This window comes from Brevibacterium sediminis (genome assembly GCF_024895295.1).
GTDB classification, from domain to species: domain Bacteria; phylum Actinomycetota; class Actinomycetes; order Actinomycetales; family Brevibacteriaceae; genus Brevibacterium; species Brevibacterium sediminis.
Genome location: NZ_JAHQRN010000003.1, coordinates 1 through 25,897 on the forward strand (window position 1 = coordinate 1; position 25,897 = coordinate 25,897).

The window sequence follows — 25,897 nt, forward strand, 5'->3', positions numbered from 1 at the left end:
GGGGACCACTCCACGCGAGGTTGTTGCGCCGCCGTCAGGTAGCAACGGGGTCAGTTGGTGTCGGCGATGAAATCGAGCATTCCGGCCTGATTGACCGGCAGGGCCAACAGGCGGTCGAGTTCGGCCTCGTCGGGGTCGACACCGAGGATGCGCATCGAGTACTGAGTGAAGTCGCGCTCGATCATGTCAGGCGTCAGGTCGCCCGTCGGCCGGTACCACAGCGAGAGCGAGTTGCAGATCGAGTGGATGGCGCGGGTGGCCAGAGCCGCACTGCTGACGCGGAACTTACCCGAGTCGATGCCGGCCTGGACGATATCGCCCATGATCTCGCGGGCCTCCCGCTGGAGTTCTTTCACGCGGACGGCGTTGTCGCCGGTGAGCCGTTCGGTATCGCGCAGCAGCACGGTGGAGACCGAGACGTTCTCCATGCGATAGCGGGCGAGGTAGCGCACCGCCACGGCCAGCTGATCGACGACATCGTCATCGACATCGGCGATTACCGCTCGGCAGTGTTCGACGTACCAGGTATACGCTGTGTGGACGAGCTCGTAGAGAGCTTCCTGCTTGGACGGGAAGTAGTAGTAGAGCGCTGAGAGGCTCAGACCTGCTGTCTGTGCGATATCGCGGATGGACGCGCCGTCGAATCCTTTGTCCGCGAAGGTGTCCCGGGCCGAGCGGAGAATATTGTTGCGGCCGTTGGTTGAGCGCACGATGACCGGACTCCTTGCCTTGTTTTCCGTTGAAGCCGACTTTTTAACGAACAGTCTTTCACTTGCCCAACGACCATACACGACAGGTGGTCTCTGCGGGCCTGATTTCGCGCGGAATTACGGTATCGCCGTGTTCGGCGTCCGTTGCGACCGGTCGCGGACTTCGTATGGCCCCGTCACCGGAACGGTGATCGAGCAGTGCCTGGTCAGTGACCTGACCCAGTCTCAACCAGTGACCAGCGTCACTCTCTATCCGGGAATGATTGAGTGTTCAACAATGTTGGTCACGGTGGAGCTGCAGCCGATCCGGTTCGCCGGGGTCGCAGGCTCCACCAGTGAACTCGACCGCCATGGCCGCCCGGCCGGTGGACACCGCTCAACGATTTGAGGACGCATATGCTCAACATTGCCATCATTCCCGGAACTTCCCGCCCGCAGGCGCTCAACCCGCAGATCGTGAGCTGGGTCGAGCAGCAGCTGGCTTCCAATGATGACGTCCGCGCCGAGGTCGTCGACTTCGGCAGCTTCGACCTGCCTCTCCTCGACGAGGTGATCCCCGCCGGTGCGAAGATGTACGCCAACGACCACACGAAGGCCTGGGGCGCGAAGCTCGAAGAGTTCGACGCCTTCATCTTCGTCACCCCGGAGTACAACCACTCGATCTCGGGTTCGCTGAAGAACGCCCTCGACTTCGTCGCCACCGAGTTCAACCACAAGGTCGCCGGCATCGTGAACTACGGCGCCGACAAGGGAGTGCGCGCCGCTGAGCACCTGCGCCACATCCTCGCGAACTACAAGCTCGCCGTCGTCCGCGACCAGGCATCGTTCTCGATCTTCACCGACGTCGCCGACGGCACGTTCGCACCGACCGAGGTCTCGGCCGCCCCGTTCGCCTCCATGGTCGACGACATCGTCGCCTGGGGCGAGGCCCTGAAGTCCGTGCGCGAAGCCGGTGCCGAGGAGCAGGCTGCCTGAGTCCGCCCTCGCAACTGAGCTGAGACAGGCCCGCCGGTCACCCGACCGGCGGGCTTTGTCGTCCCCGTGTCGATTGACACCGTACCGGTCACGACCGGCGCCGCCGTCAGGGTGATCCCTCACCGAGGCGGCCCCACTCGACCATGCACAGTGACTGTCCCCACATCTGCGTTAGAGTCGCAGTGATCAACTGTTCGCTCAGCGATGCAAAGGACACTCATGGATCTCACGAACACCGTCGCCCTCGTCACCGGCGGAGCCTCCGGACTCGGCCGCGCCACCACCGAACGCCTCTTGGCCGCCGGCGCCCAGGTCGTCATGGTCGACCTCAACGCCGAGGTGGGGCAACAGGTCGCCGCCGAACTCGGTGACTCCGCCCACTTCGTCACCGCCGACGTGACGAACGAAGAGCAGGTTCAGGCCGCCGTCGACACCGCCACCGGGCTCGGCGCCCTGCGCGTCGTCGTCAACTGCGCGGGCGTCGCGACCCCCGGAAAGCTCGTCTCCCGCAAGGGACCGCTGCCGCTCGAGTCATTCCAAAAGGTGCTGAACATCAACATCGTCGGCACCGTCAACGTCTGCCGCCTCGCCGCTGCGGCCATGCAGCAGCAGGAGCCGGACGGCGAAGAACGCGGAGTCATCGTCAACACCGCCTCCGTCGCGGCCTTCGACGGCCAGATCGGCCAGATCGCCTACTCGGCGTCCAAGGGCGCCGTGGCCGCCGTGACATTGCCGATGGCCCGCGAACTCGCCGCCTCTCTCATCCGTGTCGTCACCATCGCCCCCGGCATCTTCGAGACCCCGATGATGGCCGGTCTGCCCGCCGAGGCGCAGGAATCCCTCGGCAAGTCCGTGCCGCACCCGGCGCGGCTGGGCAAGCCCGCCGAGTACGCGCAGCTCGTCGAATCGATCGTCGCCAACCCGATGCTCAACGGTGAGACGATCCGCCTCGACGGCGCCATCCGCATGGCTCCGAAATGATCGACTGACACCTTCACCGAGGAGGCCCTCCCCGAGGAGCGTCCAACCGACAGAGCCGCCCGTCTCCGCAGTCGCGGAGGGGCGGCTCTGCCGTTGACTGGAATTGTCAGCGGCGGGCGTTGACGAGCAGCGCCAGCTGCACCCGCGAGGTCACCTCGAGCTTGTCGAAGATGCGCGCCAGGTGGGTCTTCACCGTCGCCGTCGAGACGAACAGCGACCGCGCCACCTGTGCGTTCGTCAAACCCTGAGCGACCGCCTCGGCGATCTCCCGTTCCCTGGTCGACAGATTTGCCAGCGGATCCTGACCCGGCGCCGAGGCGGCCGGACGGGACGACATCAACGTGGCCAGGGCGGTCGCCGACAGGGTGCGGGTGCCGTCGGCCGCCGCACGGACGGCGTTGATGAGCTCTTCCGGTGGAGTGTCCTTGAGGATGTAGCCTGCCGCCCCGGACTGCAGGGCGCGGTGGATGAAATCGTCGGTCCCGAAGGCCGTGAGCATGAGCACCTGCGGGTGTTCGGGATCGGACAGCAGCGTCTGAGCTGCTTCCAGGCCGTCGAGACGGGGCATCCGGATGTCCATGAGTACGAGGTCGGGACTCAGCCGACGGGCGAGGTCGATGGCTTCGACTCCGTCGACCGCCTCGGCGATGACCTCGATATCGGTCGCCGCGCCGAGGAGGAGCTTGAGACCCGAGCGCATGAGCGATTCGTCGTCGGCGATGAGTACCCGAATGCTCATGGCTGTGTCTCCTGCTTGTCGCGGGGGTCGGTCGTTTCGGTCATACCCAGGGCGTCGCCGTCTGTGAAGATGTCGGCGTCGACGGGGATGCGGGCACGGAGGGTGAACTCCGGAGTGGTCGTCACGGTGAGATCGCCGCCCATGGCCTCCATTCTCTCCCGCAGTCCGAGCAGTCCCAACCCGGATCCGGAGACGAGCTGCTGCGCTCCGGCGCGGAAGGCCGGGGCCAGGCCTGTGTGCGGATTGCTGGCGACGAGCACGAGGTGACCGTCGGCCCCATCGAAGCCGACCTTGATCGTCACCGTCTGGCCTGGTGCGTGCTTGACCGCGTTCGTGATCGCCTCCTGGACGAAGCGGTAGATCGTCGTCTGCTCGAGCGCCCCACACCGGTGGAGCGCCGCGCCCGTCACCGGTTCGAGGTAGCGCAGCTCAGCGGTGTCGCCCCTGGCCGCGACGAGGCGGTCGATGTCGGGGTCGATGACCGTGCCCTGATCGTCGCTGCGGAGCATGGTGAGCACCTCCCGGAGTTCGACGCCGGAGCGGCGGGCGGCATCGGCGATGAGGCGGGCGTTCTCCCGCACCTCGTCGGGGTCGAGGTCCTGCCGCACGGACAGCGCACCGGAATACATGGCGATGACGGAGAGGTGGTGGGACAGGGAATCGTGCATATCGCGGGCGATGCCGCGTCGCACCTCGGCGATGGCGCGGTCCTGCCGGGAGCGTTCGCGCAGCAGGGTCTGGGCGGCGGAGTCGATGAAGCCCTGCTCGCGGGCACCGCGGATGACACCGACGATGACGATAACGGCGTACATCGTGCCGCCGAAGACGAACACGGGGAGATCGAAGGCTCCCGCGGCCTGTGGAGTGAGCACATAGGTCGCTGAGAAGGCTGCCAGTGTGGCGGCGAGTGCGACGAAGTCGAGGGCCCAACTGCGCCGGGCCGACAGTGAGATGAGCATGATCGAAGCGGCGAAGGCGCCGAGGATGCTGACCGTGCCGAGGAGTATGCCGATGATCCCGACTGTGACGGGAATCCAGCCTCCCGGTCGCCGCTGAAGCGATTCGACGGATCCGTCGGCGGCGAGGAACTCATCACCGCCGTGACCGGTGACTGTGAGGAATTCGCGCAGCTTCTCTGAGGCAAGGACCTTCGGACGCAGTTGTTTGCGCGGAATCCGGCGTCCGTCGAAGACGAGCACGATTGGCAGACAGACGAAGGATACGAGCCCGAAGACGATGTGTACGAAGATTTCGGCACTGAGCGCGTCCGCCTCAGCACCGGTGGGTTTCGGGTTCGGCCACTGGTTTCCGATGACAACGAAGAGGATGAGCGCGCCGACGACCGCGGAGATGCCGGTCCAGAGGAGGGCATGCGCGAGCGGGCGGCGGGCGGGGCGAGGTGTCACCCTTCGAGCCTACCCGGGCGCGGGCCGCGAGGGTGTCGCCCGAAAGGATGAATTCGGAGCGGACGCGAGGGCGCGGCAGCCCGGCCGGATGCGCCCTGACGTGCGCATTCATTCGATCGGATGACATGAATCATGCCCTTGACCGATGGTGGGCGGCCGCCGGTTTCGAAAGAGTGGAGACATGAGAAATCAACCCCACTCACTGCCGTTTCATCGTCAATTCGCCGCGCTGCCGGACACTCGGTGGTTCAAGCCGATCCTCGTGGCGCTCCTGACCGCGGTGTTCTACCTCATCGCAATCGTCGCCCTGTTCGTCGGCTTCTTCGTCTGGGCACTCTTCGCCCTCGGCGCCGACGGCGACTTCAACACATGGTCGGACCAGCTCATCGACATGAACACGACCACGGGCGTCCTCTTCGGACTCGTCAGCGTCATCCTCATGTGGCCGGCCGCCGAGCTCGCGACCCTATGCATCTACCGGCGCTCGTTCTCCTCGATGATCTCGATCCGCGGCGGCATGCGATGGGGGCAGCTCGGCCGGTATCTGCTGGTCGGCGCGGCCGTATGGGTGGTCTGCGCGATCATCATGGTGACCTTCTCCGACGGGGCGATGAACAACCTGACCTCGGGAATCGTGTGGAACAGCCAAGTGCTTGCCATGCTCATCGCCATCATCCTCCTCGTTCCGTTCCAGGCGACGGCCGAGGAGATCGTCTTCCGCGGCCTGGCCATGAACATCATCGGCTCATGGCTGCGCCACCCCGCGTGGGCCGTGCTCATCCCCGCGCCGTTCTTCGTCGTCGGCCACGTCTACGACCTGCCGGGACTCATCGACGTCGGCATCTTCGCTGTCATCGTCGGCACCCTGACCATCATCACCGGCGGTCTCGAGGCCGGAATCGCCTTCCACATCGTCAACAACGTCTTCGCGTTCGGTCTGGGCGTGCTCGCCGGTGCCGACCTCAATGCGACGAGCGCCCCCACAGTCGAGGTCGTCATGTCGATCACGGCTCCGATCGTCTTCGGCATCATCGTCGTCCTCGATCATCGCCGCCGAAGCGGATCGTCCTTTCGCCGAGGCGACCCGACCGACCGTGAACCGATGCGTCCCCGCGGGGACGGCCCAGAGAACGAGGAAACCGCGGTGGACAGCGATGTGAATGCCGACACCGAAACGAAAGCGAACCTGTCATGAGCTACTACAGCGAGCTCGCCCAGAACCTGCGCCGGCGCGGTTGCGAAGAGGACCAGGTCCTCACCGTCCTCGACGAGGTCAAGGAAACGACGCGGAAGGCAGGCACGACACCCGAGGCCGAGTTCGGCACCCCCGAAGAGGAAGCCTCAAAGCACAGCGGGAAGCGCGCACGGTCCGCGGGCCAGGCGACGCTCAACGTGTTCGGATTCGTGGGCGTGTGCTGTGTGGTCGTCTACGCCATCTGGCCGGGACTGTTCGACTTCACAAACCCTGTGCTGTCGAATTTCGCCGGCATGATCGCGCTCCTCGTCCTGCTCGTCATCGGCGCCTTCGTCGCAGGCTTCATCGACTCTCGTCTGCCGAAGGGGTTCGAGGCTCCGCGGTCAGAAGCCGATCGATGAGCTCATCTGCAGTGATGCCCTCGGCCCGCGCGGCGGCGTTGATGCGATCGAGCGTCGAAGGCGACAGGGCCGGCGCCGGCTGGGACGACGACGGTTGAGTCGATCGGGCTGACGTCTCGCCGGCGCGGTCGGCGCCCGCAGGCTTCGACCCGGCCCTGAGCAGCAGCGAGGTCAGCGGCACGATGACGACCCCGAGTGCGGCGAGGATCCATACGATCCCGTTGAGGCGGGTCAGCCACTCGAGCTCCCACGCCGATTCCACCCAGATCGTGACGAGAACCAGGCTCGTGCCGAGAGCAAGCAGTCCGAGCGTGATCGGCAGCCCGACCCGCACCACCCAGGACCGGGGCACCAGCAACAGAATGAGCGCGGATATCGAGGCGACAGCAGTGACGAGGGCGAGCGAGGACAGAGCCTGGAAGAGGACCTCCTCGAGTGCATAGCTGTCAGGATCTGCATAGGGGTCGCCCCAGAGGAACCACAGGCTCAGCGCCATTGTGACGATTGCCAGCCCGATCGTGGTGATCCCGAACCACTGGGTCCGGCGACCGATGAGCGTGGCACCGCAGAACGCCGCGACACTGACGGCGCCGGTCAGAGCCGTGGTGCCGATGACTTTGTACGTCGCTTCGGACTCGATGTCGCCGAGGAGGACGATGATCCCGCCGGCCGCAGCCAGGCTGAAAGCCACGACGATGATGATGGCGATCGTGCGCCGCAGAATCCGCACCGATCGTCTCGGTGCCTTCGGATCCGACGCCGAGGCGGGCACCGACGAAGGCGGAGATGCAGATGGCGAAGGAGGCGGCTGTGACATGGGGAAACAGTCCTTCCGAATGGGAAAGCATGAGGGGACTTCCAGTATGGCACCGGACGCCCGACGCTTGCCTGATTCGGCGCGAATCCGCGCCGCCTCAGCGCTTTCCTCGGACCTTCACTCCATCGGCAGCGACGCCCTGACCTCGAAACCACGGTGCTGGGTCGGCCCCACCTGCAGGCTCCCGCCCAAGGCTTCGACGCGTTCGCGCATCCCTTTGATGCCGAAACCTCCGCCGAGGTGGCTGTGCCCACCCGCATCCGCCCCGCCGTCGGGTTCCCCGTTGAGCACGGAGATCTCGAGCCGGGAGCCGATGGCCGTGACGGTGACCGCCACGGGTGCGCCGGCGGCATGCCGCAGCGCATTCGACAGACTCTCCTGAACCACGCGGAAGGCCGTGAGGCTCGTCGTCGGCGGCAGCGACATGGGGTCGGTGGGGAAGTCGAGATCGACGACCGCACCGGAGCCGCGCGTGACATCGACGAGAGCGGGAATGTCGTCGACGGTCGGCTGCGGCGCCAGGTCGGCATCCCGGCCACCGCGGAGGATTGCGAGCAGCCCACGCATCTCCGTGAGCGCCTGCCTGGCCGATCCCGCCATCGAATCGAATTCGCCGAGGCTGCGCTCATCGAGTCCGGGCAGCCGGTACTTCGCCGTCGTCGCCTGGACGCTGATGACCGACATGCTGTGCGCCACGACATCATGGAGCTCCTGAGCGATCCGGTTGCGCTCCTCCAACTCCTGTCGCTTCGCCAGCTCCGCGGCGCTGAGTTCGCGTTCGGATTCGAGCTGCCTGCGACCTTTGATGAGCAGGTTGCCGATGACGCCGATGACTCCGGCGCCGGCGGCGACGGCCGCGGTGGTGATCACGTTCGACAAGGCCCCAGGCAGCTCGCCGGCATGCGGCAGGACCAGGGCGAGCACGCCGATGAGCGCACTGCCCGACCACAGTGCGACGAGGTGGATCCAGCGGTGACGCAGACCGATGATGAGGTGGAGGAAGACGAGAGCCAGCAGCGAGGTGACCGTGAACGGTCGGACTGCTCCCGAAACGTCCGCAGTGAGCAGAATGCCTGCCAACTGAGCGACGAGGCCGAGGCCGATCGCCGGTATCGGCCAGCGCACTGCCAGCAGGAGCGCGGCGCTGAGACTGAACGCAAGAACCATCGCGAAGACTGTCGGAACACCGTAGAGCACGGTGGTCACCGGCCAGGCGACCGCGACGAGCACGACCCCGACGAACGCTGCGATGAGCCAGAACCACCCCTGACTCCCGGCGATGGCCGACAGTGCAGACGACTGCGCCGGATGAGCCGACCGCTCTGAGCGAGTCGCCTGCGCGGAGACAGCTGCCCCATCAGTCGACCCGGCAGCGCGGATCGAGACGATCTCGAGCAGTGCCATGGCGTGGAGGATGAAGGGGAAAGTCAGCAGCAGGACGATGCCCGTGACGAATTGGAACGTCGCCTCGGCGGAGAACCCGAGGTCAGTGACCGGGGAGTTCGTCACCCAGGCGACCACCCAGTCGACGGTGTCGCCTTCGTCTTCGGGGAGAAACCTGCCCCAGACGAAGAACGTGATCCCGCCAAGACCGCCTGCGAACCAGGCCAGGGAGATCGAGAACGTGAAGAGCCGGATCGGCAGTGCGAACACGGCCTCGAAGAGCAGATCCAACCACGCACGCGCATCGGACAGCGGAGCCAACCACCAGCGGAGTCCGCGTCCACGGGGACGGGGAGCCGCCTCGGCGATGGGGGCACCCCACGCACGAGCACGGGCCCGGGAGAGGTTGCCGAACGCGCGGGCGACGGTGAGTGTCAGCGGCAGGAGGAGCACGCCGACCCAGACGATGACAGTGGCGATCGAGACGGAGAACAGGGCGACGAGCACCGGGAACGCGATAAGGGAGATGAGCAGGCTCGGGGCGACGAGGCCGGCATCGCGGCCGAGATTGTGCCACACTCTGGCCCACCACGACCTCGGCGCGGTTGCGGCCTGAGAATCGGCGGCCGCTTGTGAGTTCGGGCCGATCTGCGGAGGCTCTGCTGGGCGGGGCACGTCTCCAGCGTACGCGTCGGCGGGTGCGGGGGAGGTGAGATCGGGGGAGTGGTTCACAGCGTGATTCCTTCCTGTGCTGTGTGCGAGGACGTCTGCGCGGTGCCGACCGCAGTCTCAGTGCGAGCGGTCTTGCGGGATTCGAGGACCTTCGGGTGGAAGCGCGAGAGCATCCACACTCCGCCGATGCCGATGGCTGCGGAGACGAGCAGACCGAGAGTGGCCGGCGGAGTCAGGCCCGTGTACTCGCCGAAGAATGCGGCACCGATGATGACGGCGACGATCGGGTCGATGACGGTGAGGCCGGCCAGCACGGTCTCGGCGGGACCGCAGGCGTACGCGGTCTGGACGAGCCAGAATCCCGCCGCCGAGGCCAGGCCGACCGCGCCCAACAGCGCCCACCAGCGCAGACCGAACGTATCGAGTCCGGGCAGTCCCGACATGACGACGGATCGGGCGAGGACGTGCGTGGCCGCGGCGACCGTGCCGAAGACGATCCCGGTCATGACGACCCGGGGGATGTGGCCGGCGGAGCTGAACGAGAACAGCCCCGCGAAGACGGTGAGGGCGATGAGCACGGCGAGCAGCCACGTCACCGACTGTGCGTTCACGGAGATGTCGTGGGCGAACCGCGCCGAGGTGGCCACGAAGGAGAAGATCCCGAAGAGCGTGACCGCGATGCTGATGAGCAGCGGAGCACCGAGGCGGAGCCCGAGGTACCGCCGGCCGATGAGGACGGCGAAGACGAGAGAGACCGCGCCGATGGGCTGAACGATGGCGACCGGGCCGAGTCCGAGCGCGATGACGTTGAGCACCGTGACCAGCCCCATGAGGCCGAGCCCGGTTGCCCAGGCAGCGCGACGGCGCAGGCCCGGAGCCATGGTGGCCACGGCATGCTGCTGGAAGTGGGTGCCCAAGGCCAGGCAGAACGCTGCTGCGGTGGCGAGGATGACGGCGGTGATGATCATGACTCGAACGTTAGGGAGCCGGTATGCGCCGGCACATCATACGCAGGAGTGAAATGAGCGCCGCACGTATCACCCGTGAGGATGAGATCTGCGCGAAACCGGGTCCAAGCGGCGGATTCTCGGGAATTGCGCGGGTTCTGCGACCCCGCTGTCCGGTAGGTTTGGACCATGCCGGGAATTGAGGACGCGGGGAACGGGGACGGAGGAGCCGCCTCGGCGAGTGTGCCGCCTCCGTCGGAGACGACGATCAGGGTCGCCATCGTCGACGATCAGGCGATGGTGCGGCAGGGGTTCGGGGCGCTGCTCGACGCGCAGTCGGACATGCAGGTCGTCGGCAGCGCCGATGACGGGTCCGCCGTCGTCGACCTCGTCCGCCGCACGAGCCCCGATGTCATCCTCATGGATATTCGGATGCCGACGCTCAACGGGCTCGACGCCACCAGAGCGATCTTCAACATGCCCGGGGACCACCCGCGAGTCATCATGCTCACCACGTTCGACGCCGACGAATACGTGTTCTCCGCGCTCCGCGCCGGTGCGAGCGGATTCCTCCTCAAGGACGCCACCGCCGAAGACATGATCACCGCTGTCCGGGTCGTCGCCGGTGGGGAATCGCTGCTCGCGCCGTCGGTGACCCGCCGCCTCATCGCCGAATACGTCGCCGGGCCCACCGTGGCCAAGGACACCGCGGTGCTCGGTCAGCTCACCGACCGGGAGATCGACGTGATGACCCTGGTGGCTAAGGGGCACGCCAACGCCGAGGTGGCCGAACAGCTGTACCTCGCCGAACAGACCGTGAAGACCCACGTCTCGAGGATCCTGTCGAAGCTGGGACTGCGCGACCGCACCCAGATCGTCGTCGCCGCCTATGAGTCCGGGTTGGTCGTCGCCGGGAACTGAGCGGCGCGGTTCGGAGAGGGGCGTGTGCGGGGGACGCCGGCTCGCTGACTACTCGCGGGCGAAGCCGGCTCCGAGGTCCTTGACTATGGTCTCTGCGGATCCGTCCTGGGCGCTGCGGTAGCCGGTTCCGGCCCACAGGTGCAGGCCGTGCGGGTCATCGGCCTTCTTCGCCGCGGCGCGGAACTCCTTCGTCAGATGGTGCACCGCCGGGTAGGCGTCGACGGCGATCGGGTCGAACGTCCGCACGAAGTCATTGACCAGCGCACGCGCGGGGCGCCCGGTGAACGCCCTGGTCAGCTGGGTGTCCGTGAACTCGTCGTCGGCCAGTGCAGCCCGATGAGTGGGTGCCGTTCCTGCCTCGTCGGAGCGCAGCAGCAGGGTGCCGACGACGACTGAGCTCGCCCCCGCACCGAGGAGCTCTCCCACCATGGCCTCACCGTCGACTCCGCCGCCGGCTGCCACGGGCAGGTCCACCTCGGCGAGGATGTCACGGACGAGATCGACGGTCGCGCGGTCCTCGATGGTCCGTGTCGGATCGGCCGTACCCGAATGTCCGCCGGCGTGCGGACCTTGGACGATGAGCCCGTCGACCCCGACTTCGGCGGCCGCACGGGCCTCAGCAACCGAGGTCACCGTGGCGACGACCTGAGTGCCGACGGCGTGGAGGCGGTCGACCGCCTCGGCGGTGGGCAGATTGAAGGTCAGCGAGACCAGAGGAACGGGGTGTTCGGTGAGCCAGTCGAGCTTGTCGTCGAAGTGGTCGTCATCCTCGACCGGCTCGGGATCGAGCGTGATCCCGCGGGCGGCAGCGGCCGGTTCGAGCGCGCTGACGAAGTCGTCGAAAGCTTCGCGATCGACGGGAACGGGATTCGGGGCGAAGAGGTTGACGCCGAAGTTCGAGGTCGTCTCACGCATCCGTGTGATAAGCGGAGCGAGGGCCTCGACAGTGAGATAGCCGCCCGCGACGAAAGGGAATCCGCCGGCCCGGGCGACAGCCTCGGTGAGTTCGGGCGTCGTCGTCCCACCGGCCATGGGTGCACCGATGATGGGCAGTGAGGTCTTCGCGAAGGCGATCGTCACGGTTCTCTCCTATTATCGGCGGCCCGGGCTCGGCGTCTGTAGCCGAGCGAGGCGGCCGCGTGGTCGTGCGTGCTCATCGCCATTCTCACACGATCGGCCGCGGCGAGTATGAGGTGACCGGTCGAAGGTATCCCTCGGAAGTATCGGTCGGCGGGGGAGAGGTGGGCTCTCCGGCGTGATGTGCCGAGGCAGACGCGGTTCCTAACTTCGGTGTCATCGCCCCGATTCCCTGTGATCGGCACTGAACGACTCTGACAAGGAACTGCCATGACACTCATGCTCAACAGCCCGGCCCCGCCCGCCGGCACCGAGGTCGTCCGAACCCCCGAGAGCGCGGTCGCCCCGCCCGCCGAACCTCGGACTCGCGAACCTCGCACCGTTGCCGCACCCCACCGCGACCAGGCCATCGACCTCATCCGGTTCGGCTGCCTCGTCGTCGTGGTCATCCTCCACTCGATGATGAGCGCGGCCGTGCTCGGTTCCGACGGCACAGTGGCGCCGACGGTCGCGCTGTCGACGACCGCCGGATTCGCCGCAGCGTCCTGGTTCTTCCAGGTCATGCCCCTGTTCTTCATCATCGGGGGATACGCGGGCATCACCGGATGGCGGCGCACCCGTGCTCGAGGCGGAACTTGGACCGACTATCTGCGCGCCCGACTGCGCCGCCTCGCCGTACCCACAGCTGTCCTCGTCGTCATTGCCGGAATCGGACTGTCCGCGGCCGCTGACATGGGCGTTTCCTCCGAACTCATCGCCGAGGCGAGCCGCCGCATCGGCCAGCCGCTGTGGTTCCTCGCCGTCTATCTCGGCCTGTCCTCGCTGGTGCCGGTAGCGGTCCATTTCCATGAAAGAGCGCCGAGGCGGTCCCTGGCAGTCCTCGCCGGTGCCGTCATCGCCGTCGACGTTCTCTCCGGAACGACAGGGATTGCCGGCCTCGGCTATCTCAACTTCGTCGTCTGGCCGCTGATCCAACAGCTCGGGTTCTTCTTCGCCGATGCCTCCGACCGCCCGATCAGCCGTCCCGTGGTGTGGTCGGCGCTTGTGGCCGTGCTGGGTCTCCTCGGCGGACTCGTGGCGGCCGGGGTGTACAGCCCGAACATGCTCGTCAACCTCAATCCGCCGACCGGCGCACTCGTCCTGCTCGGCGTGGCACAGCTCTGCGTGCTGCGGCTGTGCCACGCCCGGCTGAATCGGGCGCTCGACGTCGATCAGCCGTCTGCAGAGTCGACGATGGTTCCAGGAGAAGTCCCCGCCGAGGCGGCCCCCACTGCGGCGGCCCCTTCCTCCCGAATCCTGACCGCCCAGTTATCGGCGCGGGTCATCGCCTGGGGCAATACCTACGGAATACAGGTCTACCTGTGGCATATGAGCGTCGTCATCGTCCTCATCGGAGCTCTCGGATGGCTGGCGCAGACAGCCGTCGGCTTCCCGACGGGGATTCTGCTCGACCTGCCGACAGGCATCGTCGCCGAGTTCATCCTTCCCGAGATCGAGTCGGGATGGTGGTGGGCGACGCGTCTGCCGTGGCTGCTTGCAGTCATGGGACTCTCCGCGCTGGTCGCCATGGCCGCGGAGCGGATCCCGTTCCCCTCCGAACAGCGACTGGCCGCAGTCGGTCGCAGCCTCTCAGCGCTTGTCCGTGCTGTCCTTCCGCAGGGTTTCCCGGTCCAGGCATTCAGCTCGCGGGCGCGCGCCATCGTCGCTGTCGGAGCGGCCACGATGGGCATTGCGATCGCCCTCCTCGTCGGAATCGCGCCGATGATCTGGACGGTCGTGGCGGCCGGCCTGCTGATGGGTTCGCTCGTCCTGTCGGCCGGGCTCACTCCACTGCGGCAGCCAGCTGGTCGGTGACAGTGCCCCAGCCGTCGAAGAACCCGAGTTCTTCATGCCGGGCGCGCTGCTCCGGGCTGCCGTGCCGCACGATGGCGCGGTAGTCGGTGCCGTCGGGATGATCGCCGAGGATGATCTCGGTGGTCATCGCCACCGGGTCCGGCAGCGAAGGGTGCCAGGAGCTGCTGACGGCGTTCGTGAACACGAGGCGGCTGCCTTCCTCGATGACGAGGAACACCGCATCGACATGCGGATGCCACTCGGTGCCGTCTTCGCTCATCTGGGTGACGAAGGCACCGCCCGGAGCGAGCTCGAGCGAATCCACGCGCAGACTCAGGGGCGCCGGAATCCACCATTGGGCCAGCTGATCCGGCGTGGTCCAAGCGTCCCAGATGGCCTGCTTCGGGGCGTGGATGATCCGCTGGATGCTGAGGTCGAGGTCTGGATTCTGATTTCGTGTGCGAGAGAGCTGAGTGGTCATGATTCCTCCTTGGTGGGGGTGGGCCCGTCGGAGTCGACGGAACCCGTGGTGACGAACTGTTCGAGCCGGTCGGTGGCGCGTTCCCAGATGCGCCGCTGTTCCTCGAGCCAACCCGAGAGCAGATGGAACCGATCCTGGTTGAGCACACAGGTGCGCACGCGCCCGGACTTCTTGGTCCGGATGAGGCCGCACGATTCGAGGCTGCGCACATGTTTCATGAACGACGGCAGCGAGATCGACAACGGCTCGGCAAGCTCTCCGACGCTGGCCGGTCCCCGCCCGAGACGCGCGATCACGCTGCGGCGAGTGGGGTCGGCCAATGCTGAGAACATCGCATCGAGCTCATCCGAATACTTAACCATGAGGCTAAGTATTACATCCTGGGGTGGCCTATGGGAAGAGGGCGGCTGAAAGTTCTGTGACGAATGATGACGACGATCATACTCAACTATTGTTGAGCAATTGAGTTTACTGATACGGTGTTGATCGTCAACATTCCACGACATCACTTCAGCAGAGGGCATGATGATCGCTTTCAAGAATTCGCAGACCTGGGCGCTGTCCGCACGGTTCGAAGCTCTTGACTGTTGCATGACCATGCCGATGTTCCGCCTCGTCAAAGGCTGATTTCTCTCCGACTCCGGGCGCCCGGGCTTTTCTGCGGCGAAGGCTGTCGAGCCTCGCTCGCCTCGCCCTGCCGGACGCTCCGCTTTCTCGCACGATTCTGGGGCACCGAGCCGAAAGCGCTTGATCTTTCCGGCGATATGTTGAGCAATCACTGCCGTCTGGTCGGCCCGTGATCGTCGCAACTCGCGCCGACACCCTCGCAATCACCTCTGATTCACATCCACTACTGACACCACCCAGGACACCCATGACCACCATCAGCTCTCCCGCCGCTCCGACCCGCTCGCCGCAGCGCCGCTCTCACTTCGCTCTCGCCGTTCTCGCAGCAGGTTCCCTCCTCCTCGCCGGGTGCTCCGGATCGGCACAGGCCGAGGACGAAAATGCCACACCTCAGGACGGCGGAACACTGAAGATCGCCTACGACGTCGATCCGACCTGCCTCGACGGACAGCAGCAGGGCACGAACGTCACCCTCAATGTCACTCGTCAGATCACGGACTCGCTCACCGATCAGGATCCGGAGACGCAGGAGATCAAGCCGTGGCTCGCCGAGAGCTGGGATGTCTCCGATGATGCGAAGACCTTCACCTTCCACCTCCGTGACGGGGTGAAGTTCCAGGACGGCACGGACTTCACCTCCGCCTCGGTGAAGGAGAACTTCGAAGCGATCCAGGATCTCGGGGCGAAGGCCTCCCTGGGACAGACCTACCTCGACGGGCTGAAGTCGATCGAGACTCCCGACAAGCAGACCGTGACATTCACCTTCGACAAGTCCAACGCCCAGTTCCTCCAGGCGACGTCGACGATGTCGCTGGGCTTCTACTCCTCGGACACACTCGCGAAGTCCCCCGAGGAACGCTGCACCGGAGACATCGTCGGCACCGGCCCGTTCCAGGTGAAGTCCTTCGAGCACAACAAGTCGATCGAGCTCGCCCGGTTCGACGACTACGACTGGCCGTCATCGATCGCCGAGCACGAAGGGCCGGCCCACCTCGACGGCATCGAATTCTCCATCGTCCCCGAGGCCTCGGTGCGCAACGGTTCACTGCTGTCGGGGCAGGTAGATGTCGACTTCTCCGTCCAATCCCAGGACGAGAAAACCCTCGAGGCGCAGGGACTGGGCATCGCCTCCCGACCGAACCCGGGCGTCGTCTACAACCTCGTGCCCAAGCTCACCGGGAACATCGCCAAGGACAAGTCGGTGCGTCAGGCGCTCGTCAAGGGCATCGACCGCGACCAGCTGCAGAGCGTGATCTCGCAGCACCAGGCTCCGGCCACCTCGGTGCTGGCGAAGTCGACCCCTGAGTACGAAGATCTCTCCGATCTGCTCGCCTACGACCCCGACGGCGCGAAGAAGCTGCTCGAGGACGACGGGTGGAAGGTCGGCGACGACGGCATCCGGGTCAAGGACGGCACGAAGCTGTCGACGACGCTGACCTACTGGCAGGACGCCCCATTCCTCGAGCTCGTCCAGCAGCAGCTGCGAGAGATCGGCTTCGACCTCAAGCTCGAGAAGAAGACCACTGCCGAGGTGACCGCCCAGCAGGCCGAGGGCAAGGAAGAGCTGACCTTCGGCAACCTCACCCGTGCCGACGGCGATGTTCTGCGCAACTACTTCGGCGTCGACGAACAGAACGGCAACGCGAGGAAGAAGAAGGAGAAGCTCGACGACATCCTCGCCCGCACGACCTCGACGCTCGACGAGAAGGAACGCACGGCGGACTTCACGAAGGCCGCGAAGATCCTCATCGACGAAGGCTACTCGATTCCGATCGTCGAACTCTCCGGAGTGATCGGCACCGGCAAGAATGTCCACGACTTCAAGTACGAGGCCTCCTCGCGCTTCCAGATCTATGACACCTGGCTGGACGGTGAGCGGTGATGAGCCTGCGCTACCTGGCCTCCCGGCTGGCCCAAGGACTGCTCGTCCTGTGGATCGCGTTCACCTTCAGCTTCTTCCTCCTCTATTGGCTGCCCGGCGATCCGGTCATCACGATGCTCGGCGCCGGGGGAGAGCTGCAGAGCTTCGACCCCGCCGAGGTGGCCAGGCTTCGTGCCGAGTTCAACCTCGACCAGCCGCTGCCCATCCAGTACCTGCTCGCCCTCCTGGCCGTCGTCCGCCTTGACTTCGGCACCTCGATCCAGGCCGGCACCCCCGTCACCGAGGCGATCGCCGCCGCCCTGCCCTCGACGCTCGCACTCGCCGCGTTGGCCTTAGGTCTCGCCTTGGCGGTGGGGGCCATCATCGCGGTTGCCGCGACCCTGACCCGCCGCCCGTGGCTGCGCGACACCCTCGCCGCGCTTCCGGGACTGGGAGTCGCACTGCCGACGTTCTGGGTCGGACTGATGCTGCTGCAGATCTTCTCCTTCCGCCTCCCGCTCTTCCCTGCGGTGGGCACCGGAACTCCGGCCGCGATCGTGCTGCCGGCCGTGACCCTGGCGATCCCGCTGTCGGCGATCATCGCCCAGGTGCTGTTCCGCTCGCTGCAGAACGCCTGGATCCAACCCTTCGTCACGACCTTCCACGCATCGGGCTACACCCGGCTGCGGCTGCTGCTGCGCCAGGCCCTGCCGGTGGCGCTGTTGCCGGCGCTGACGATGGGCGGAGTCCTCTTCGGCCAGGCGCTCGCCGGATCCGTCGTCGTCGAGAACGTGTTCTCGCGACAGGGCCTCGGCCGGCTCGCTCAGACCGCTGTGACCGGGCAGGACATCCCGCTCGTCCAGGGCATCGTCCTCTTCGCCGCGGCCGTGTTCGTCCTCGTCAACCTCATCACCGACCTCACCTACCCGGTGCTCGATCCGCGGCTGCGCGCCGCCCGCCGGAAGCTCGAAACCAAGGTCAGGGACACCCTCGCCGAGGCGGCCGACCGTGAGGACGCACCCGCCGGTGCGAGCCCGGCCGGCTCGACGGCAGAGTCCGCATCGACGGAGACCGAAGGAGCGCGCGCATGAGCCTGGCCACCGAACTGCAGAAGAACGCCCAGATCGCACCGACCGGGCCCGGTGCGGACCGGCCCCACGAGGACCGGGTCCCCGGCGGCGGCACGCCCGGGCGGCTGCGTCGCCTCACCTCGGCGGTGGGTTCCGCCCGCATCGGGATCGTCGAAGTCATCGCGATCATCGTCCTCGGACTCGCCGCACTCGCCGCCGTCTGGCCGACCCTGCTCACCAGCGTCGATCCGCTCACCGGCAACCCGACCGACCGCCTCCTGGCACCCAGCGCCGAGCACGTCTTCGGCACCGATCAGCTCGGCCGCGACGTCTTCGCCCGCACCATCCACGGGTCCGCGCAGACCCTGTCGGCCAGCCTCGCCGCCGTGCTCATCGGGGTCGGCGCGGGCGTCCTCATCGGCCTGCTCGCCGGCTTCTTCACCGGGGTGCTCGACGCGATCTTCATGCGCACTGTCGACGTCCTCCAGGCCGTGCCCGGCCTGCTGCTGTCGATGGCAGTGATCACCGCGCTCGGCTTCGGCACCCTCAACGTCGCCGTGGCCGTCGGCGTCGCGGCCGTGCCCTCGTTCGCCCGGCTGACTCGTGCTGAGGTGATCCGGTGGCGCTCGACGGAATTCGTCCGCGCCGCCCGCGCCGACGGACTTTCGGCCGCATCGGTCCTCGCCCTGCACATCCTGCCCCAGGTCAGAGGCCCGATCGGGGCGCTGCTCGCACTCGAATTCGGGTCCGCTGTGCTCGCCGTCTCGGCCCTGAGCTTCCTCGGCTTCGGCGCCCCGCCGCCGCAGCCCGAATGGGGTCTGCTCGTCTCCGAGGGCCGCGACTTCCTCGCCGCAGCCTGGTGGATGACGACCTTCCCCGGACTCGTCGTCGCTGCGGTGGTGCTCGCGGCCAACCGTCTCTCCCACGCCGTCAACTCCGAGAAGGAATTCCGATGATCAACACCGATCTCCTCGCCTGGCCCGCAGCCGGTGCCGGCACCGAAGTCATCGACGAGGCCGGTCTGGAGACCACCGAGGCCCAGCCGACACCGATCCGGGCCCGGTCGACCCTGTCGCCTCAGGACCCTGAGGTCCTCGAGGTTGCGGGACTGAGCGTCACCTACCCCGGTGCTCCCACCCCGGCGATTGCGGACATCAACCTCAGTCTCGCCCCCGGGGACACGCTCGCGATCGTCGGCGAGTCCGGATCCGGCAAGTCCACGACGGCCGCGGCGCTGACCGGACTCCTCCCGGCTGGGACGAAGGTCCACGCGCACACGCACAGCCACCTCGGCGAGGACCTCACCTCGGCGAAGCCGCGCACCTGGCAGCGGATCCTCGGTACGGGAATCGCGTACGTGCCGCAGGACGCGGGCGCCGGGCTCAACCCGGTGCGCACGATCGCCTCCGCCCTGGCCGAGACCCTGACCGTCAACGGTTATGCGAAACCGCAGATCAGACCCCGCATCGCCGAGGTTCTCACCGCCGTGGGACTCGACCCGCAGACCCACGGACGGCGGTATCCGCACGAGCTCTCCGGCGGGCAGCGGCAGCGCGTGCTCATCGCCAATGCGATCGCCGCCCGGCCGGCGCTCATCATCGCCGACGAACCCACCTCGGCGCTCGACGCGACCGTGGCCAAACAGGTCCTCGACGTGCTGGGCGGCCTCGTCGCCGGTTTGCAGACCGCGCTCGTGCTCATCACCCACGACCTCGGCGTCGCGAAGGAACGCGCCGCAAAGCTGCTGGTCATGCAGGCCGGCCGCATCGTCGAAACCGGGCCCACCGAAGCCGTCCTCGCCGACCCCCAGCATGCCTATACGCAGTCGCTCCTCGCCGCGGCCCCGCACCTCGGGTGGGGGAGACTGCGGCCGAGCACCGACGCTGGCGCCACCGAGACCCACACCGGCGCCGAGGCGGTCCTGTCCGGCCGTGCGATCGTACGGAACTTCGGTGGGGACCGTCCCGCAGTTGACGGTCTCGACATCAATCTGCGGGCAGGATCGACTGTGGGAATCGTCGGCGAATCCGGGTCGGGGAAGACGACCTCGGCGAGGATCCTGCTCGGCGCCGACCGGGCGGATTCCGGAGTTATCGCCCTCCACGGAAAGCCCGTCAGTGACTATCGGCGGAAGGACCTCGGACGGCGCATCCGGTACGTCCACCAGGACTCGAGCGCGGCTCTCGACCCGCACTACACGGTCGAGCGGATCCTCACCGAACCGCTGCGCGGCCACCGCATCGGCACCCGAGCCGACCGGCCGGGACGAGTGCGGGAGCTGCTCGACGCCGTCGCCCTCGACCACAGCCTGCTCAAGCGCACCCCTCGGGAGCTCTCGGGAGGGCAGCGGCAGCGGCTCGCGATCGCCCGTGCGCTGGCCGTCGACCCCGAGGTGATCATCCTCGACGAACCCGTCTCCGCACTCGACGTCGGCGTGCAGGCGCAGATCCTGCAGCTGCTCGTCGACCTGCAGGATCGCCTCGGCGTCGCCTACCTCTTCATCTCCCATGACCTCGCCGTCATCGAGCAGATCGCCGACGAGGTGATCGTGATGAAGGACGGACTTGTCGTCGAATCCGGGCCGACTGCTCGTGTGCTGCACGAGAGCCGTGACGACTACACGCGGGCGCTCATCGACGCAGTGCCGTGCTTCGACGACTCCGCCGTGCGCACAACCTCCACCATCAACACCACCGAACTGACAGGAGCATCCCATGCCTGAATTCGACAGCAGCATCCCCGGCCAGCCGCGGCAGGTCCACCTCGCCGCGCACTTCCCGGGCGTGAACAACACGACCGTATGGTCCGATCCTGCCTCGGGCAGCCACATCGAATTCGACTCCTTCGCTCACCTCGCACAGACCGCCGAGGCTGGACTCTTCGACTTCTTCTTCCTCGCCGAAGGCCTGCGCCTGCGCGAACACCAGGGAAAGATCTTCGATCTCGACGTCGTCGGTCGTCCGAACACCACGGCCGTGCTGTCCGCGCTCGCCGCCGTGACCAAGCGCATCGGCCTGGCAGGGACGCTGAGCTCGACGTTCAACGAACCCTTCGACATCGCCCGCCGGCTCGCGACGATCGACCACCTCTCGAACGGTCGCGCCGCCTGGAACGTCGTCACGACCTCCAACGCCTTCACAGGCGAGAACTTCCGCCGCGGCGGCTACCTCGACTACGCCGACCGCTACCGCCGCGCCGAGGACTTCATCGACGTGGCTCGGAGACTCTGGGACACCGCCGCCGGTGACGGGTCGTTCACGCATGCCAGCGACTTCTTCGACATCGCCGGACGCTTCCCCGCCGGCCCCCTGCCCGGCGGTCACCCCGTCGTCTTCCAGGCGGGGGACTCGGACTTCGGCCGTGACTTCGCCGTCGGCTCGGCCGACGTCATCTTCACCCGTCACTCCGACCCCGAATCCGGCCGGAAGTTCTACGCGGACGTGAAGTCCCGCCTGGCCCGCTACGGCCGAACCGAAGACTCCCTGAAGATCTACCCGGGAGTCTCCATCATCCTCGGCGACACTCCCGCCGAGGCGGCCGAACGCTCCCGTGAGGTCGCCTCCCAACAGGTCAGCGAGGCCGGTGCCATCGCGTTCCTCGAACGCGTGTGGGACCGCGACCTCTCCGCCTTCGACCCCAATGGACCCTTGCCCGATGTGCCGCCGGCCGCCGACTCGATCTCCCAGGGCAGGGTCAAACACATCAAGGACGCGGAAGCGACGATTGCCCGCTGGCGGAAGATCGCCGAGGCCGAGAACCTCACCGCCCGAGGACTCGTCATCCGGGTCTCGACCCGTCACTCCTACGTCGGCACCCCGCACCAGGTCGCGACCGACCTCGCCGAGGCGGTCCGCACGAAGGCCGCCGACGGCTTCATCCTCGTCCCCCACCTCACTCCGGGCGGACTCGACGAGGTCGTTGAGAAGGTCGTGCCCGAACTCCAGGAACTCGGGGTCTATCGCACCGAATATCCGGACGGGTCCCTGCGCGAGAGCATCGGACTGCCCGCCGCCCGCACCGCCGCTGACTGGGCCGCCGCCCGTCGCGAAGCCCGCAGCACCGCCGCCGCAGAAACCGACACCACAAAGATCGGTGTCGCCGGCACCCCCGACGCTCCGACCCGCGAACTCAAGGAGGTGGGCTGACATGTCGCGTGTCGTCCTGCTCTCGGCCAGCCCCTCGGAGAACTCGAAGACCGAAGCGCTCCTCGAGTTCATCGCCCGCAGGCTCGGCCAGTACGGCCACCGTACGGAGTTCATCAAACTCCGCCACCTGCCCGCCGGCCCCCTCCTGACGGGGGATTCGAGCGACGGCCTCATCGCCTCGGCGCGGGACACGGTCGCCGCCGCCGACGCAGTGGTCGTCGGGTCCCCGGTCTTCAAAGCCACGTACACCGGACTGCTCAAGGTCTTCGTCGATCTGCTGCCGATGGACGCCCTGCACGGCAAACCCGTTCTGCCGCTGCTCACCGGCGGATCCGCCGCCCACGTCCTCGCCCTCGACTACGGCCTCAAACCGCTGCTGGCCACGCTCGGGGCGAGCTCGATCGGCCGTGGCCGCTTCGTCGCATCGAGCAACATCCTCCCGGCCACGGACACGACCCCTCCGAGCATCGACGAATCCGTCGAGCGCGACGTCGTCGACGCCATCGACCAGTTCGACTCCGAACTGACCGTCCGAGCCCGGTCGTGCACCCACGCCGAGGCGGCCGCCGCCGAATCCCTCATCACCGCCCCGATCACGACCGAACGGAATCCCTCATGAGCGTCATCATCGCCACCACGCTGAACCCCGATCCGATCTCCGGCCCGGCGACCGCGAAGACCCTTGACGGACATGCGGACTTCGCCCTCGTCCCCGATGACTTCACCGGGTACGACGCGCTCGAGTTCGCCTCCTGGCTCGGCCCGCTGACCAGCAGGCTCGGGATCGTCCCCGAGGTCCGCGTCACCCATCTCGAGCCCTTCCACCTCGCGACCGCCTCGGCGACGCTCGACTACGCGGCCCGGGCCCGTGCCGGACTCGCTGTGGGCATCTCATCCACCCCCGCCGAGGCGGCCCTCTTCGGTCGACGCGGCCCCGCCCCTGCACCCGCTGCCTGGGCCGAGGCCGCATCCGTCATCGACGTCATCCGCCGACTCTGGGACTCCTGGGACGACGACGCGATCATCCGCGACCAGGCCACCGACCGCTACATCGATCGCGACCGCCTCCACTACATCGAAGCGCAGGTCCAGGACTCGACGGGAGTCGACTACTCGGTGCTCGGGCCCTCGATCACGCCGCGCCCGCCGCAGGGCCACCCGCCGATCATCGTCCGTGCGGAGGCCGGCAACGAGGCGGCCCGCGGCGCCGCCGACGTCGTTCTCGCCGACGAGGCCGCCGGCACCATCTCGCTCGAGGATCTGCGCACCGAACTCGACCCCTGGGTGCCGGTGCTCACCGTCCTGCCGGCACCGACGAACCGCGCCGAGGTGGCCGAGCTCGTCAGCTCCGTGCGCATCCTCGTCGAACGCGGGGCCTCGGGGGTGCTGCTGACCGCGTCAGCTGAGAATCAACTCGACTTCAGCGTCCGCCTCGTCTCCGAGATCCTGCCCGCCCTGCACGCGGCGGGACTGCGTGACACCCCTGAGGTCGTTGCGGCACTGGGCGGCGGCAGCGACGCGAGCGATCTGCGCGGCCGCCTCGGACTCGCCCCGGCCGTGAGCCTCTATGTCGATGCGTAAGACGTCGGCTGCGGCGGACCTCACGACCGGCGGTGATGCGTCGACGGCATCCGATTCGGGCGGGCACCGCGCCGACCTCACCTTCATCGGGGCCGGGCCGAAGACCCTGGGCATCCTGCTCGCGATCGCCGCGAACACGGACGCCGGGGCAGGCCTGCGCATCCACCTCGTCGACCCGTATCCGGCCGGAGCCGGGCGGATATGGCGGACCGAACAGTCGCCGCACCTGTGGATGAACTCGCGCACCGAGGACGTCACGATCTTCCCGGACGAGTCCTGCCTGCTCGAGAATCCCGGCATCATGGGACCGACCCTGCACGAGTGGATCCACGGGCCCGGTCGGGAGCGCCTGACGCAGGCTGGCCTCGGCGCCGAGGCGGCAGGGCTCGACTCCCAATCGTTCGCCAGCCGCCGGGTCCAGGGCCACTACCTGTCGGCGGCCTTCGAACTCGCTCTCGATCGGCTCGGCGCCGAGGTGCACATCCACCGTGCCCGCGCCGCGGCGGTGCGCCGCGGCGAAGGCGACCGCGGCTTCGTGGTCACCACCTCCGCCGGTGCGGAGATCGCCACCGACGTCCTTGTCTCGGCTCAGGGGCATCTCGATATGCACACCGCCGAGCAGGATGCGATCCTGGCCGACCGTGCGGCCGCCTCGGCAGGACAAGACCTGTACTATCAGGCTCCCGGATACACGGCCGACCTCGACTTCAGCGGCATCCCTGCCGGCGCTGAGGTGCTCACCCGCGGTTTCGGACTCGCGTTCCTCGACTTCATGGTTATGGTCACCGAGGGTCGCGGCGGTGAGTTCGTCGACGACGGGGAACGGCTTCGCTACCGGCCCTCCGGCACCGAACCGGTGCTGTGGGTGGGATCTTCCCGCGGGGTCTCCTACAGTCCGAAGCTCGGCTACAGTCAGGTCGATGTCCCCGGCGCACCGGCCGTGGAATTGCGGTACTTGGACCGCGTGGCTGACGTAACCGGCAGCGCGGGAGGGGACCGTCGCGGAAGCGGGCAGCGCCTCGGCGAGAGTTCCCGGTTCATCGAGTTCGATGCGGTGCTCGGTCCGCTGTTCGAACTCGAACTCACCTATGCCCACTACGAACACGTGCTGTGGAAGCGCGACATCGACGCTCCCGAACTGCTCGAGCGCATCGATGCAACCGCCGAGCGGGTCCGCGCGGGCCGCATCGGCGCGAACGGGGCAGAAGCCACCACCGGCGCCGTCTTCGAGACCATCGCCGAGGCCGCCCGCGACGTCATCGCCGACGAGGCCGATCTGTTCGACCTGGACCGCATCGACCGTCCGCTGGCCGATCTGCGCTGTGATGATCTCTCTTCTGCAGAGGCGAGCGTGCGCGACCACATCTCCGGGCAACTCAAGCGCAGTGCCGATGTGCACCACTCTGCCGACCTCGCCGTCTTCACCGCTCTGGTCAAGGCATATGTGCAGATCAGGATGCTCGTCCGCGACGGTCGAGTCAGCAATGGCGATCGCACGGAGTTCGTCGAAGGCAGCTTTCATTCCCTGTTCTCGTTCATCGGCAGCGGCCCGCCGCCGAAGAGAGTCAGACAGATCCTCGCTCTCCACGAAGCCGGTTTCGTTCGGTTCCTCGGTCCCGGGTTGAGCATCGACGCCGATGCTGCCGGTTTCACCGCCCGCTCCACCGCTTACCCGGAGGCGAAGACCTTCACTCATCTCGTCGACGCGCGCCTGGCTCGGCAGAGTGCGGAGAAGGCAGCCGATCCGGTCCTCGAAACACTGCGGGCGGACGGCCGACTGCTGCTCGAGACCGCGGCTCACGCGAAGCTGCGCACCGACGGTGCCGGTCGCGCGCTCGACGCACATGGTCGGGCACAAGGCGATCTGTTCCTGCTCGGTCCCGCGGTCTCCGGATCGACGGCCGAGGCCTTCAGCCGACCGCAGACTGGCGCCCCCGTGTTCGCTGACAACGAGCGCATTGCCGGGGCGATCCTCGACGCCGTGGCGGCAGGGTCCGACCGGCGGGAGCTCCTGGCTGGGTGACCGGCGACCGGCAGTGGGACTGCTCGATCGTCACAGAGAGCTGCCGCGGTGG

At 67.2% G+C, this 25,897-nt stretch carries 24 protein-coding genes; 15 read left to right on the forward strand and 9 right to left on the reverse strand.

Annotation, left to right across the window (positions count from 1 at the left end; genetic code table 11):
* Positions 1-50 precede the first annotated feature (50 nt).
* On the reverse strand, positions 51-710 hold the full coding sequence (locus KTJ89_RS07380; RefSeq protein WP_259357233.1) for a TetR/AcrR family transcriptional regulator: 660 nt from the start codon (positions 708-710) through the stop codon (positions 51-53).
* A gap of 1 nt (position 711) precedes the next feature.
* On the opposite strand from KTJ89_RS07380, the gene KTJ89_RS07385 reads away from it, so the two are divergent.
* From KTJ89_RS07385 to KTJ89_RS07395, 3 genes are all read left to right on the forward strand, one after another.
* A complete protein-coding gene (locus KTJ89_RS07385; RefSeq protein WP_259357234.1) occupies positions 712-1,098 on the forward strand; it encodes a hypothetical protein in 387 nt (128 codons plus the stop codon).
* An 8-nt stretch (positions 1,099-1,106) separates the two neighbouring features.
* On the forward strand, positions 1,107-1,685 hold the full coding sequence (locus KTJ89_RS07390; RefSeq protein ID WP_101543990.1) for an NADPH-dependent FMN reductase: 579 nt from the start codon (positions 1,107-1,109) through the stop codon (positions 1,683-1,685).
* A 219-nt stretch (positions 1,686-1,904) separates the two neighbouring features.
* Complete coding sequence (locus tag KTJ89_RS07395) at positions 1,905-2,666, forward strand: 3-hydroxyacyl-CoA dehydrogenase (protein ID WP_259357235.1); 762 nt, start codon at positions 1,905-1,907, stop codon at positions 2,664-2,666.
* 106 nt (positions 2,667-2,772) lie between these two features.
* Here KTJ89_RS07395 and KTJ89_RS07400 read toward each other — a convergent pair whose 3' ends face one another.
* Both KTJ89_RS07400 and KTJ89_RS07405 read right to left on the reverse strand, forming a co-directional pair.
* Positions 2,773-3,405: a response regulator gene (locus tag KTJ89_RS07400; protein WP_172171871.1), complete on the reverse strand. Its 633-nt coding sequence runs from the start codon at positions 3,403-3,405 to the stop codon at positions 2,773-2,775.
* Positions 3,402-4,811, reverse strand: a complete 1,410-nt coding sequence (locus KTJ89_RS07405) for a sensor histidine kinase (RefSeq protein WP_259357236.1) — start codon at positions 4,809-4,811, stop codon at positions 3,402-3,404. Before KTJ89_RS07405 ends, KTJ89_RS07400 begins: the two co-directional genes overlap by 4 nt.
* A 181-nt stretch (positions 4,812-4,992) precedes the next feature.
* Between KTJ89_RS07405 and KTJ89_RS07410 the strand changes: the two genes are divergently transcribed.
* Both KTJ89_RS07410 and KTJ89_RS07415 read left to right on the forward strand, forming a co-directional pair.
* Positions 4,993-6,006: a CPBP family intramembrane glutamic endopeptidase gene (locus tag KTJ89_RS07410; protein ID WP_259357237.1), complete on the forward strand. Its 1,014-nt coding sequence runs from the start codon at positions 4,993-4,995 to the stop codon at positions 6,004-6,006.
* Entirely contained in the window at positions 6,003-6,407 is a 405-nt protein-coding gene (locus tag KTJ89_RS07415; protein WP_259357238.1) for a hypothetical protein, read from the forward strand. Before KTJ89_RS07410 ends, KTJ89_RS07415 begins: the two co-directional genes overlap by 4 nt.
* Here the strand turns inward: KTJ89_RS07415 and KTJ89_RS07420 are convergent.
* The 3 genes from KTJ89_RS07420 to KTJ89_RS07430 form a co-directional block, all read right to left on the reverse strand.
* A complete protein-coding gene (locus KTJ89_RS07420) occupies positions 6,349-7,224 on the reverse strand; it encodes a hypothetical protein (protein WP_259357239.1) in 876 nt (291 codons plus the stop codon). The two genes, KTJ89_RS07415 and KTJ89_RS07420, sit on opposite strands and share 59 nt — an antisense overlap.
* 117 nt (positions 7,225-7,341) lie before the next feature.
* On the reverse strand, positions 7,342-9,339 hold the full coding sequence (locus tag KTJ89_RS07425; RefSeq protein WP_259357240.1) for a sensor histidine kinase: 1,998 nt from the start codon (positions 9,337-9,339) through the stop codon (positions 7,342-7,344).
* On the reverse strand, positions 9,336-10,247 hold the full coding sequence (locus KTJ89_RS07430; RefSeq protein ID WP_259357241.1) for a DMT family transporter: 912 nt from the start codon (positions 10,245-10,247) through the stop codon (positions 9,336-9,338). The genes KTJ89_RS07425 and KTJ89_RS07430 overlap by 4 nt, the downstream gene beginning before the upstream one ends.
* Before the next feature lie 168 nt (positions 10,248-10,415).
* Between KTJ89_RS07430 and KTJ89_RS07435 the strand changes: the two genes are divergently transcribed.
* Positions 10,416-11,147: a response regulator gene (locus KTJ89_RS07435; RefSeq protein WP_259357242.1), complete on the forward strand. Its 732-nt coding sequence runs from the start codon at positions 10,416-10,418 to the stop codon at positions 11,145-11,147.
* A gap of 48 nt (positions 11,148-11,195) precedes the next feature.
* On the opposite strand, the gene KTJ89_RS07440 is transcribed toward KTJ89_RS07435, so the two are convergent.
* A complete protein-coding gene (locus tag KTJ89_RS07440; protein ID WP_259357243.1) occupies positions 11,196-12,227 on the reverse strand; it encodes an NAD(P)H-dependent flavin oxidoreductase in 1,032 nt (343 codons plus the stop codon).
* Positions 12,228-12,494: 267 nt separating this feature from the next.
* Between KTJ89_RS07440 and KTJ89_RS07445 the strand changes: the two genes are divergently transcribed.
* A complete protein-coding gene (locus tag KTJ89_RS07445) occupies positions 12,495-14,078 on the forward strand; it encodes an acyltransferase family protein (protein WP_259357244.1) in 1,584 nt (527 codons plus the stop codon).
* Here KTJ89_RS07445 and KTJ89_RS07450 read toward each other — a convergent pair.
* Both KTJ89_RS07450 and KTJ89_RS07455 read right to left on the reverse strand, forming a co-directional pair.
* Positions 14,047-14,538 carry an SRPBCC domain-containing protein gene (locus tag KTJ89_RS07450; protein WP_259357245.1) on the reverse strand — a complete coding sequence of 164 codons (492 nt, stop codon included), beginning with the start codon at positions 14,536-14,538 and terminating at the stop codon, positions 14,047-14,049. The genes KTJ89_RS07445 and KTJ89_RS07450 overlap by 32 nt on opposite strands.
* Entirely contained in the window at positions 14,535-14,900 is a 366-nt protein-coding gene (locus KTJ89_RS07455) for an ArsR/SmtB family transcription factor (protein ID WP_259357246.1), read from the reverse strand. Before KTJ89_RS07455 ends, KTJ89_RS07450 begins: the two co-directional genes overlap by 4 nt.
* A gap of 512 nt (positions 14,901-15,412) precedes the next feature.
* On the opposite strand from KTJ89_RS07455, the gene KTJ89_RS07460 reads away from it, so the two are divergent.
* From KTJ89_RS07460 to KTJ89_RS07495, 8 genes are read left to right on the forward strand one after another with little or no spacing between them, the layout of a single operon-like run.
* Entirely contained in the window at positions 15,413-17,047 is a 1,635-nt protein-coding gene (locus KTJ89_RS07460; RefSeq protein WP_259357247.1) for an ABC transporter substrate-binding protein, read from the forward strand.
* On the forward strand, positions 17,047-18,117 hold the full coding sequence (locus KTJ89_RS07465) for an ABC transporter permease (RefSeq protein ID WP_259357248.1): 1,071 nt from the start codon (positions 17,047-17,049) through the stop codon (positions 18,115-18,117). Before KTJ89_RS07460 ends, KTJ89_RS07465 begins: the two co-directional genes overlap by 1 nt.
* Positions 18,114-19,052 (forward strand): ABC transporter permease, encoded by a 939-nt coding sequence (locus tag KTJ89_RS07470; RefSeq protein ID WP_259357249.1) that lies wholly within the window; start codon positions 18,114-18,116, stop codon positions 19,050-19,052. The genes KTJ89_RS07465 and KTJ89_RS07470 overlap by 4 nt, the downstream gene beginning before the upstream one ends.
* The gene (locus tag KTJ89_RS07475; protein WP_259357250.1) at positions 19,049-20,818 is read left to right on the forward strand and encodes a dipeptide ABC transporter ATP-binding protein; all 1,770 of its coding nucleotides are present in this window, start codon (positions 19,049-19,051) and stop codon (positions 20,816-20,818) included. Before KTJ89_RS07470 ends, KTJ89_RS07475 begins: the two co-directional genes overlap by 4 nt.
* Complete coding sequence (locus KTJ89_RS07480) at positions 20,811-22,241, forward strand: NtaA/DmoA family FMN-dependent monooxygenase (RefSeq protein WP_259357251.1); 1,431 nt, start codon at positions 20,811-20,813, stop codon at positions 22,239-22,241. The genes KTJ89_RS07475 and KTJ89_RS07480 overlap by 8 nt, the downstream gene beginning before the upstream one ends.
* A 1-nt stretch (position 22,242) precedes the next feature.
* Positions 22,243-22,860 (forward strand): NADPH-dependent FMN reductase, encoded by a 618-nt coding sequence (ssuE, locus tag KTJ89_RS07485; protein ID WP_259357252.1) that lies wholly within the window; start codon positions 22,243-22,245, stop codon positions 22,858-22,860.
* Positions 22,857-23,822, forward strand: a complete 966-nt coding sequence (locus tag KTJ89_RS07490; protein ID WP_259357253.1) for an LLM class flavin-dependent oxidoreductase — start codon at positions 22,857-22,859, stop codon at positions 23,820-23,822. Before ssuE ends, KTJ89_RS07490 begins: the two co-directional genes overlap by 4 nt.
* Entirely contained in the window at positions 23,815-25,845 is a 2,031-nt protein-coding gene (locus tag KTJ89_RS07495) for an FAD/NAD(P)-binding protein (protein ID WP_259357254.1), read from the forward strand. Before KTJ89_RS07490 ends, KTJ89_RS07495 begins: the two co-directional genes overlap by 8 nt.
* Positions 25,846-25,897: the final 52 nt, after the last annotated feature.